The following is an 11,368-nucleotide window of genomic DNA, read 5'->3' as shown; positions in this document are numbered from 1 at the left end:
TCGTGCGCCATGGCGGAAAGGTCCGGGCCGAGGGAATGCTTGACCGCGGTGCCACTTTCTATTTCTCCCTGCCTAAAGCACGGGATGCGACGACCAATAGGATTGCGAGCATACTATGAACGAATTGGGACGCATTTTGCTCGTTGAGGACGACCCGAGAGACGTCGAACTCACTTTGGCCGCGCTGGCGGAATACAATTTGGCAAATGACGTAGCGGTCACCCGAGACGGAAAAGAGGCTCTGGATTACCTTTATTGCAGGGGACAGTTTTCTGCGCGCTCGAGCGAAAATCCGGCGGTCTTGCTGCTCGACCTGAAACTTCCCAAGGTCGATGGTTTGCAAGTCCTGGAGAAAATCAAGTCCGACGAGCACCTGAAGATAATACCTGTGGTGGTGCTGACATCGTCCCATGAGGAAAAAGACATGGTGAAAAGCTACAACCTCGGGGTTAACGCATATGTAGTAAAGCCGGTCGATTTTCACGAATTTATCAATGCCGTCAAGGAACTAGGCGTCTTCTGGGCACTCATCAATGAGCCGCCGCCCGGCAGCATCAAAAAGGTACGATAATGTCTCCGCTCCGCATTCTGTTGCTAGAGGATAATATGTATGACGCGGAGCTCATTCAAGAGCTCCTCGAAGAAGCTCATCGCGTCTGCCAGGTAGTCCGCGTCCAGTCTCGTGCGGAATTTATGACGGCTCTACGAACGGTTGAAATTGAACTGATTCTCGCTGATTATAAACTTCCTTCATTCGATGGTCTCTCTGCTTTAAAACTCGCGTTGAGTGTCCGTCCAGAACTGCCGTTTATCTTTGTTTCCGGCACGCTTGGCGAAGAAGTGGCGATCGAAGCACTTAAGATTGGGGCGACGGATTATGTTCTGAAAACGCGACTATCAAGGCTGGTGCCTTCAGTTGAACGAGCGTTGCGCGAAGCCCAGGAACGAACCGAACGCAAGAAGGCAGAAGAGGCGCTACGCCGAAGCGAAATGTATCTGGCGGAGGCGCAGCGGCTCAGCCACACGGGCAGTTTCGGCTGGAACGTTGCGAGCGGGGAAATCTACTGGTCCGATGAGACCTATCGAATTTTTGCCTGCGACCGTGCGACAAAGCCCACCGTTCAGATGGTGATCGACCGAACTCATCCGGAGGACCGGACGCGTTTGCGGAAAATCCTCGACCGTGCCTCGATCGAGAGGCACGCCTTCACGGCCGAGCATCGCCTGGTGTTGTCCGACGGTTCTGTCAAATACGTGCGAGCGGTGGCTCATGGTTTTACCGGCGAGAATCCGGATAGTTTCCTCTTCGTAGGAGCGCTGACGGATATCACTGAGCGAAAGTGCACTGAAGAAACGCTACGGGAACAGGCGAGTCTGCTTAATTTGACGCATGACGCTATTTGTGTTTGCGACATGAACGGAGTTATCACGTACTGGAATCGTGGCGCGGAGGCGTTGTACGGATGGTCAACAGAGGACGCCAAAGGCGAGCTTGCTCCCGAGCTTCTGAAGACGATCTTACCAGTACCGTTCGAGCGAATCACGGCGGAGCTGCGTGATGCTGATCACTGGGAAGGCGAGCTGGTGCGTACCAGGAAAGACGGAACACAGCTACCAGTGGAGAGCCGTTGGTCGTTGCAACGCAATGCGCAGGGTGTGCCGGTGGCAGCTCTGGAGTCGAGCAACGATATCACCCACCGAAAACGTGCTGAAACAGAGCGCGAACGTTTGCGCCTGCTCGAGACAGATCTCGCGCGCATCAATCGCGTCAGCATGATGGGGGAGCTGACCGCCTCCCTGGCTCACGAAATCAAGCAGCCGATGGCCGCCGCGGTCACGAGCGCGGGCGCGTGCATGCAATGGCTTCGGCGTGACGCCCCCGATATTACAGAGGCATGCGACGCCGCCTCGGGAATGCTCGCGGCCGTCATGCGTGCCTCCAGCATCATTGACGGCATTGACTCACTCTACAGGCGAAGCACGCCAGAGCGGGAACTGTTGGACCTGAACGAAATCGTTCAGGAAATGACGGTTTTGCTGCGGGACGCCGCCGATCGGAAGTCCATTTCGATCCGAACCGAGCTCGATATGGGGCTTCCGAGGACAACAGCACATCGCGTACAGCTTCAGCAGGTCCTGATGAACCTCATGCTCAATGGCATCGAGGCAATGCAGGACACCGGTGGTGAACTGATCATCGGATCGAAGAGGACCGAGCATGATCAGTTATTGGTCTCGGTGAGCGATTCGGGTACCGGGCTTCCGACCAACGAACCCGAGCGCATTTTTGAAGCGTTTTTCACGACGAAACAGAACGGCACGGGGATGGGACTGTCCATCAGTCGGCGGATCATCGAGTCGCATGGCGGCCGTTTGTATGCAAATCCCAGAACCGGACGCGGTGCGACGTTTCAGTTCACCCTGCCCGGCGAGGAGATGCGCCCAGAACGTGTCGTGCCGTTATAACCCAAGCCAGTGCAGAAGGCCGACATGCGATCCCGATGACGGACGAAAGTGGGCGTGGTCGACGCCAACCTGCTGGACCTTCTCGCACATGCCGTTAAGGAGATTGAGTCACCTTTGAATTGGATCGAGGACCAAGGCTCGCGAAGCTGCCGCTCAACCTGAGAACACCGAAGGGCGGCTCGCCCCTTATCAGCGGACGTTTGCGAACAGATTGTGAAGGGCCGTTCCTGGCCGGCTAGCGTCCGACGGCCGAACGCGGCGATTGTCTCGGCGGGCGCACGATAGCCTGCAGATGCAGGCCGGCCTGCGCGACATCCGCCTTGCCGAATACCGCCTTGCCACTGCACAGACCCCCGCTGAAATCCAGGACGCCGAGTCGCAAAGCCAGGCCCGCATTGCGACCTATGATCACGCGGTCGCCGAATACGAGAAACTCATCTCGGAGCCGGAGGAAAAGGTTGCGTTCGCGGACATCCAGACGCTGATGCCGCAATACATGCAGATCGATCAACAGATCCATGCCCTGGCGAAAGAGAGCAAGGGGGCGGACGCCATGTCGCTGTTGAAAGGTCGGGCGACCACGATTCGCTCCGCAATTGAAAAGGACATCACCATCATCATTGACGTGAATGTGGCGGGATCGGTCCGCGAAGGCACGGCGGCAGGCCAGGCGTATTCGCATGCTGTTGCCCGTGTGATCGGACTGATCGTCGCTGCATCGACAATTGCGCTGTCGTTGGCGTTGCTCATCGCGCGCGGCCTCGCAAGGCAGCTTGGCGGTGAGCCACGCGATGCTGCGGCACTCGCCAGCGACATTGCAGCCGGGAACCTGCACACGGCGGTCCGGTTGAAGGCGGCCGATCGCAGCAGCCTGCTGTTCTCGCTGGGCGTCATGAAGGACCAGCTGACGACGATCGTACGGGGTATCCAGACCTCCAGCGAGTCGATCTCGGTCGCTGCCGGCGAAATCGCCCAGGGCAACACCGATCTGTCCCAGCGCACCGAAGAGCAGGCGGCGTCGCTGGAGGAAACCGCCTCTAGCATGGAAGATCTGACCAGCACCGTCCGTCATAACGCGGACAACGCACGGCAGGCAACCACGCTGGCCAGCACGGCGTCGGAAATCGCACAGCGTGGCGGCGACGTGGTCCGACGTGTGGTGGAGACAATGCACGGGATCTCCGGCAGCTCGGCCAAAATGTCAGAGATCATCGCCGTTATCGAGGGCATCGCATTCCAGACGAATATTCTTGCGCTTAACGCAGCGGTCGAGGCGGCTCGCGCCGGTGAACAGGGGCGGGGGTTTGCCGTCGTGGCCGGCGAGGTCCGCACGCTCGCCCAACGCAGTGCAAGCGCAGCCAAGGAAATCAAGGACTTGATCAGCGAGTCGGGGAATCGGGTGGACGAAGGATCAAAGCTCGTTGAGGAAGCAGGCAGCACGATCAGCGAGGTCGTCAAGTCAGTGAAGCGTGTTGCCGACATTGTGGGCGACATCTCCTCGGCCTCGGAAGAGCAGCGCACCGGCATCGAGCAGGTCAATCAGGCCGTCACCCAGATGGACCAGGTGACCCAGCAGAACGCCGCCCTCGTGGAAGAAGCCGCGGCAGCGGCGCAGTCGATGGCCCAGCAGGCGCAGGGGTTGCGTGAGGCCGTGGCTGTCTTCACGATTGCCGACAGGGGGCCATCCGCGTCAAAGGCAGTTGCTTCGTGGAGCGAACCGCGTCGGCCGGCACCGGCCGTTCGCACGCCCCCTCGTGCAACGTCGGCCGAGAGGGCGCCAGTCACTACCGCAAACAGGGAAACCGTCATCGCGGCCGGTACCGGCGCTTCGGACTGGCAGACATTCTGAGCGGGTCTGACAATTGAACAATACTGACGATGTGCCGGGCCAGGTAGTCGAACTCATGGCGGCCAACACAAAGAAAATGGGTGTTCCTGGCGAGCAGGCGATGGTGTTGGGCAAGTTTCTGGAGGCCGTCCTGCCTCACCTCACGACGTTGCAGCGCATTGAGGGGGTGACCCGGTCATTCCGACGGTGCATTGAAGAGGCCCTGTCGTGGATGCACGATGTGGCCTCGCCCGTGGAATATCACTCGGCACTACTTGAACTCACCAATACCGTCGCCCCCAACATGGTGATCGGCGTTACCCCTCCTTCTGACGCGACCGCACGATGACCCGTTCTTAAGTGCGAGCGCCGCAAGGCTGAGACCACGACTATTTATGGCTCATGTCGGCCCGTGATCTGACGCTCACGAATCCGATTCGAGTGACTCTAACTGGCCGGAAGTACGCATCCAGTCAATCCGCCGGAAAGCTGCCGTTGATGACTTCGACGTCCGCTCCGGAGAGCGTTTGCCGAACAGGTGCTTTCGGCCATAAGCGGTCCCTTGCGGCTGCATCGCCAACGTCTCTTGAGGAGAGCGGACAGGCACCCAGGCTGTGCCCGATACTGGTACAGCTTGGGTCATCCGCTTTCACTCGCGACTAGGAACGGTATCTGACTGGCCATGTGATTCAAAGGGTACATGCACAAGCGCTGGTCCCCGGCCAGTTCGTCGCGCTGGTCATGACGAACGTCCAGCGATGCGTTGCGACCTCAACCGTGCGTGCTATTGGGAACCAGTACTTTCGCTCGCCTTGTCGGTCGTCGCGGACTACGCATCACCGGCAGAACGGCTGGCCTGTCGCCTGTCGGCCGGTTGCAGGGCGACACGCAACTGATCAAGCGTAAAGGGCTTGCGCAGCGCCGACCATTCGAAGCCGAAGCTCTCGTGGTCCGGGACAGCGTTTCCCGAAGCGAAAATGATCCGAAGTTCCGGACGAATGGCACACGCGCGTCGCGCCAGCTCGGTGCCCGACATAAGTGGCATGATGACGTCCGTGAGCAGGACGTCGAAGTCGTTTCCGTCAAGCGCGTTCAGCGCCTGGGCTGCGCTTGCCGCGCGCTGCGGACGCATCCCGACCAGCGCCAACAGTTCGCAGGTTGCCTCGAGCGACGCGGCGTCGTCTTCCAGGACTAGGATGCGCAGGCCGTCCCCGTTTCCATCTGCCCCAGGCCCGCTGCCCGCACGGTTGCCGGCCGCTTCTGCTCCGCCCGCCTTTTTATCGCTGGTGCCGAGCACCTGCCGCACTTTGGCGGCGAGTTGCTGACGGCTATATGGCTTGCTCAGCAGCTCCGCACCCCGGTCCAGTCGGCCGCCGTGCACGATGGCGTTCTGTGTGTATCCGGAAATAAAAAGAACCTTCAGCCCCGGCAACATCGCAACTGCCCTCCGAGCCATTTCGGGACTGCGCAGGACGCCGGGCATCACCACGTCGGTGAACAGCAGATCGATGTGCACGCCGCTCGCCACGACGGTCAGCGCCTGGTCGGCGTCGTTGGCCTTGAGCACCGCATAGCCGAGGCCTGAGAGCAGGTCCACGACCGTCGACTGAACCTTCAGGTCGTCCTCCACGACGAGAATTGTCTCGTTGCCGTGCTTCAGATCGGCAGGCGTGGCCGCTCTGGTTTCAACTGCCGCGCCGGTCGAACGCGGCAGATAGATCCTGACGGTCGTTCCTTCGCCGATCTCGCTGTAGAGGCGGATGTGCCCGCCGCTCTGCTTGACGAAGCCGTACGCCATGCTCAGGCCCCGCCCGGTACCCCGACCCTCGGGCTTCGTGCTGAAAAATGGATCAAAAGCGCGCGCCATCACCTCCTGGCTCATGCCTGTTCCGGTGTCCGTGACGGCCAGCATCATCACATACTGGCCGGCGGCGACGTCGGGAACCGAGGACACGTAGGCGTCGTCGAGCGTCGCATTCGATAGCTCAAGAGTGAGCTTGCCGCCATCGGGCATTGCATCGCGGGCATCGATCGCGAGGTTGAGGATCACGTTTTCAAGCTGATTCGGGTCGACAATCGTATTCCACAACCCCCGCCACTACGGACTCGATCTCAATTGACTCGCCCAGCGCCCGTCGCAGGAGGTCGTCGAGCGACCGGAGCTGACGCGCAGGATTGTTGCCTCGCTCAAGTTCACCGCTTCGCCGATCGTCACAACTCGATAAGGTCGTGCCAACTCCAGCGCCCTGATCCAAAACAAGACTTTTTCAACACAATCCCGTAGAGACCTGCCGTTGCTGGGCATCTACGCGGAAGGACGTCTATGGCTCGAGTTATGCCAATTGCATCGGAAATTGTCTGGCCATCTACGGCCGTTGGGCCGCGCTTTGAACGTCGGTTACGCCCAGGTACCGGGCATTCAGGTACAGACTTGATCCGTCAAGTGATCGGCATCACCGGCCGCTCGCGCAGCAGGCAGACGTGTGCGGCTGCCGTTTGCGCGGCAGCGAACGCGCGCGTTCAAAGGCGCCCATCGTTGCGTCAATCTTGTCGGAGAACTAGCCGTCCGTACCGTCGTGCGGGTCTTCGACACCGTCTCTGTGTTTCATTCTTGGCGAGTCGACCTCGCCGGGTTTTCAGCATGCACTTACATCCCGCCGCAAGTCTTGATACAGTGAGGTCTCTATTCTAAAAGACCGCCGGCAAAACGGCTTACGGAGACGTAAATGAAATTTTCGCAATGCCTTGCATCATCAGTTATCCTTACATTTCTTTCTGGCATAACTGGGACGACATCCGCCTGTGCCGCGGCGCCCGTCAAGCTCGTCACAGAAGAAGCGATGGTGGCATCGCCGCAGCCGGGCATCAAGATCTATGTCCGCAACAAGCGTCCGGCCAATCAAACGCATTTTGACGCCGCTCACACGCTTGTGTTCGTCCACGGCGCTACCTATCCCGCCAGCACGGCATTCGATCTCGAACTGAACGGCATGTCGTGGATGGATTACATGGCGAGACGCGGCTTCGATGTCTACCTGCTCGATCTCCCCGGCTACGGGCATTCGACGCGTCCAGCGTCCATGGACCAGCCGGCTGACGCCGGGCAGCCCGTGGAAACAACTGCACAAGCGGTGCAGGACTATGCCGCCGTCGTAGATTGGGTGCTGGCTCGCCAACACCTGAGCAAGCTGGATGTCATGGGATGGTCGTGGGGCACAACGATTGCCGGCGGTTTCGCGGCCGCGCAACCGGAGAAGGTGAATCGGCTGGTGCTTTACGCACCTGTCTGGCTCTCACATGATGCTCCGCCAACGGGCGAAGCTGCCAAGCTCGGCGCCTATCGCTTGGTCACTGCGGAGATGGCGAAGGAGCGCTGGTACAAGGGCGTGCCGGAGGACAAGCGCGCCGACCTGATTCCGCCCGGCTGGTTCGACAAGTGGCAGCAGGCGACGTGGGCGACGGATCCGAATGTTGCATCCGCTAGCCCGCCGGCCCTGCATGCGCCCAATGGCGTGACGCAGGACATTCGCGGCTACTACATGTCCGGTAAGGCGACCTACGACCCGGGCAAGATCACCGCGCCGACGCTCATGGTCCAGGCGCAGTGGGATCAGGACACGCCGCCTTACATGTCGCAGGCATTGTTTCCGCTGCTGACCGGTGCGCCGTGGAAGCAATACGATCTGATCGGCGAAGGGACACACACAGTCATAATGGAGAAAAACCGGCTACAACTGTTCAACGCCGTGCAAAACTTCCTTGAGCAGCCCACGCCGCGTTAAGCCAGTCTTGTCGGGGCGCGCAGGGCGATTTTTTGATGTATTCCGGCGTCATCCTCGTCACGCATCGCCGTGCGAGTGCGCTGTGCCGCCCAATCTTCGGCCGATGACTTGACGTGACGGGCAGCACGCGTGCACGATTGACCGCTGGACCGCGGAAGCGGCCGTTCACGTCGCGTTCGCCACAACGGCCGGAGAGGGTCGAGCGTGTGTCAAAACGCAGGCTCACGCCTCTCGTTCAACAAATCGGCTTTCGAGAATGGCCTACAACGGCCTGGTGGCGTGTTGTGAAGGGTAAAGGGACCCCTCAAAACCTTCAGCTTTTGTGTTTTGCCACACCCTCGGTCGACTACGGCCGGTTGAACCAATGACGGTGCGGTGGCGGTCCCTTTGACAGCCTCCTTCCGATTATTCCGCCGCAGGTTTCGACCCGGCTCCTCCCGTTGCGCGTTCCTCGGCAAGCGGACAGTTCTCAACTTCGAGCGCCGACGGCAGCAGGTGATCACAGAACTGCTCGCGCAGCTTCAGTTTGTGCAGCTTGCCAACGGCCGTATGCGGCAATTCATTGACGAAGACAATGTCATCCGGGATCCACCATTTGGCGATTTTGCCCTCGTAGAACGCGAGCAGTTCATCGCGCGTGAGCTCCGCATCCTTGCGCTTGACGACGATGAGCAGCGGCCGCTGGGACCACTTCGGATGCGCGCAGGCGATGCAGGCCGCCTCTGCGACGGCCGGATGCGCCATCGCCAGGTTCTCGACTTCGATCGAACTGATCCACTCGCCGCCCGACTTGATAACATCCTTGCTGCGGTCGGTTATGCGCATGAAACCGTCCCGGTCGATAGTGGCCACATCGCCTGTAGGGAACCAGCCGTTGACGAGCGGCGAGTCATCCTTCTGGAAATACCGCTTGATCACCCACGGACCGCGCGTGTGAAGTTCGCCGAACGCGACGCCGTCCCACGGCAGATCGCGCCCATCGTCGCCGACGATCTTCATGTCCACGCCGTAGATCACGTGCCCCTGCTTTTCGCGCAGCCTGCGCTGCTCTTCCGTCGGCCGCTGTGATTGTTCCCAGTTGAGTTTAGCGACCGTGCCGAGCGGTGACATCTCGGTCATGCCCCATCCGTGAATGGCTTCGACGCCGTATTCCTCGAAGGTGCACAGCATCGCCGGCGAGCAAGCGGACCCGCCGATCACCGCGCGTTTCAGTGACGACAACCGCACACCCGCTTCCTTCATGTAGTTGAGCAGGCCAAGCCAGACGGTTGGCACGCCGGCGGAATACGTGACGCGCTCCGCCTGCATCAGTTCGAACAGGGATTTTCCGTCTAGATCCTTGCCCGGAAGCACGAGTTTCGCGCCCGTGAGCGGCGCGGCATGCGGCATGCCCCATGCGTTCGCATGAAACATCGGCACGACGGGCAACACCGAGTCGCGCGCCGATAGACACATCGCATCCGGCAGCGAACCAGCGTACGCGTGCAGCACCGTGGAGCGATGCGAATACAGCGCGCCCTTTGGATTGCCTGTCGTGCCCGAGGTGTAACAGAGGTACGATGCCTGGCGCTCGTCGAGGAGCGGCCAGTCGAATGCGCCGTCGTGCGCTTTGAGCAACGTCTCGTAGCTGATGAGCGGTATGGGCGTCTGCATCGCAGGCAGATGCGCGTCGTCGGCAAGCGCGATCCATCCACGCACCTTCGGGCAAAGGGGCACAAGGTAATCGATCAGCTGCACGAACGTCGTATCGAACAGCATGTAGCTGTCATCGGCGTCGTTGATGATCCATGCGATCTGCTCGGGGAAGAGCCGGGGGTTGATGGTATGGCAGACGGCCCCGAAGCCTGTGGTGCCGTAATAGGCTTCCAGATGGCGGTAACCGTTCCATGCCAGCGTGCCGATCCGTTCGCCCGGCTGCACATCCAGCGCGATAAGCGCCTGCGCCAGTCGCTTCGCGCGCTTTTCGCAGTCGCGATATGTGTAGCGATGCACGTCGCCTTCGATGCGCTTTGACACGATCTCGGTCGTGCCGAAGTGACGTGACGCATGGGCCAGCAGTGAGGAAACCGTCAGCGGCACGTCCATCATCTGTCCGAGCAGCGGTGTCGTCATAGCCGAGTCTCCCTGCTATTGTCTAGAACTCGGAATCGCGTAGAGTGCCAGGAATATCGGACATGCCACCCGCCCGGCAGCCGAGCCTTCCGGCTATTTAACATAGTTGAAGCCTAGGAGTGTTGCAAATAGATAAGACGCATATTGCTCATGTCTCGAGTCTGTAGCACCCGCAATCCGCGCGCGGTGAATAGCCACGCGCATGTCAGACCGTAGTCAGCCACAAGGCTCTGGTGCAAATAGGGTCGGCGGATCGGGTAGAGTTGTCGGAGTGAAACGAACTGATGACCCGCGATGAGCAAACTGAAGAGCCTGAGGAGTTGTTTGGTGGACGCCACTTTGATCGGGAGATCATCATTCTGTGTGTTCGCTGGTACCTGCGCTACAAGCTCAGCCTACGCGATCTGGTCGAGATGATGGCTGAACGGGGTTTGTCGCTGGCTCACACGACGATCCTGCGCTGGGTTAGGCGTTATTCACCCGAGTTCGTCAAACGCTGGAACCGCTTTGCTACACCTGCGGGTCACTCGTGGCGTGTCGACGAGACCTATCTGAAGATTCGCGGCAAGTGGGTCTACCTGTACCGGGCGGTGGATCGGGCTGGTCAGACGGTGGACTTCATGCTCAGGGCGAGGCGCGACGTGGCCGCGGCCAAAGCCTTTTTCAGCATGGCCATCAGGCATCAGGGGCAGTCCCCGGAGACCATCACGCTCGATGGCAATGCTGCCTCGCACCGCGCGCCGCGTGAGATGAAGGTCGATGGTCTTTTGCCTGAAGGCACGAATGTCCGGTCCTCGAAGTATCTTAACAACCTGATCGAGCAGGACCATCGCCCATCAAATCGAGAACGAACACGATGCTCGGCTTCAAACGCTTCAGCAGCGCCGCGACTACGATTGCGGGTATCGAGTTGATGCATCGCATTCGCAAGGGCCAGTTCGATATCGCGAAACTCGGCCTCAAGGATGCCGCTGCGCCCGCCGTATGGAATGCTGTCCTGTCCGATCGATAAGGTATCCTTCAAATAGGAAACTTCTCAGCCCGCTTACCTATTTGCACCAGAATCCGATCGCCGCGCATGCGCTCCCCGTGCTGTCGATTGCCGTGGTCGGCGCGGTTGCCTACGCGGGCGCGTCCGTGGGTGCGCGAGGTCCGGCGCCGAGACTGCGCGGCCTGCTTA

At 60.1% G+C, this 11,368-nt stretch carries 7 protein-coding genes and 1 pseudogene; 6 read left to right on the top strand and 2 right to left on the bottom strand.

Features of this window, described 5'->3' with window-relative positions; translation table 11 throughout:
- Nucleotides 1–115 precede the first annotated feature (115 nt).
- From QOC89_RS09970 to QOC89_RS09955, 4 genes are all read left to right on the top strand, one after another.
- Nucleotides 116–571 (top strand): response regulator, encoded by a 456-nt coding sequence (locus QOC89_RS09970; RefSeq protein ID WP_323044854.1) that lies wholly within the window; start codon nucleotides 116–118, stop codon nucleotides 569–571.
- Nucleotides 571–2,466 (top strand): ATP-binding protein, encoded by a 1,896-nt coding sequence (locus tag QOC89_RS09965; RefSeq protein WP_323044853.1) that lies wholly within the window; start codon nucleotides 571–573, stop codon nucleotides 2,464–2,466. Before QOC89_RS09970 ends, QOC89_RS09965 begins: the two co-directional genes overlap by 1 nt.
- Before the next feature lie 292 nt (nucleotides 2,467–2,758).
- A complete protein-coding gene (locus QOC89_RS09960; RefSeq protein ID WP_323044852.1) occupies nucleotides 2,759–4,315 on the top strand; it encodes a methyl-accepting chemotaxis protein in 1,557 nt (518 codons plus the stop codon).
- A 13-nt stretch (nucleotides 4,316–4,328) separates the two neighbouring features.
- The gene (locus tag QOC89_RS09955) at nucleotides 4,329–4,643 is read left to right on the top strand and encodes a hypothetical protein (RefSeq protein ID WP_323044851.1); all 315 of its coding nucleotides are present in this window, start codon (nucleotides 4,329–4,331) and stop codon (nucleotides 4,641–4,643) included.
- 480 nt (nucleotides 4,644–5,123) lie between these two features.
- On the opposite strand, the pseudogene QOC89_RS09950 reads toward QOC89_RS09955, so the two are convergent.
- Nucleotides 5,124–6,471: pseudogene (locus QOC89_RS09950) on the bottom strand (response regulator); the annotation flags it as partial.
- A 549-nt stretch (nucleotides 6,472–7,020) separates the two neighbouring features.
- Between QOC89_RS09950 and QOC89_RS09945 the strand changes: the two are divergent.
- Nucleotides 7,021–8,076: an alpha/beta hydrolase gene (locus QOC89_RS09945; protein ID WP_323044850.1), complete on the top strand. Its 1,056-nt coding sequence runs from the start codon at nucleotides 7,021–7,023 to the stop codon at nucleotides 8,074–8,076.
- A gap of 405 nt (nucleotides 8,077–8,481) precedes the next feature.
- Here QOC89_RS09945 and QOC89_RS09940 read toward each other — a convergent pair whose 3' ends face one another.
- A complete protein-coding gene (locus tag QOC89_RS09940) occupies nucleotides 8,482–10,188 on the bottom strand; it encodes a 3-(methylthio)propionyl-CoA ligase (protein WP_323044849.1) in 1,707 nt (568 codons plus the stop codon).
- Nucleotides 10,189–10,472: 284 nt separating this feature from the next.
- On the opposite strand from QOC89_RS09940, the gene QOC89_RS09935 reads away from it, so the two are divergent.
- A protein-coding gene (locus QOC89_RS09935; protein WP_323044848.1) for an IS6 family transposase occupies nucleotides 10,473–11,200 on the top strand; the annotation gives its coding sequence in 2 pieces (ribosomal slippage) (nucleotides 10,473–11,022 and nucleotides 11,022–11,200; 729 coding nt in all).
- The last annotated feature ends 168 nt before the right edge of the window (nucleotides 11,201–11,368 follow it).

Origin of the sequence: Paraburkholderia sp. (assembly GCF_034668105.1) — a bacterium.
Lineage (GTDB): Bacteria > Pseudomonadota > Gammaproteobacteria > Burkholderiales > Burkholderiaceae > Paraburkholderia.
The sequence above is the reverse complement of the archived record's forward strand: the minus strand, read 5'-3'. Positions and strand labels throughout refer to the sequence as shown.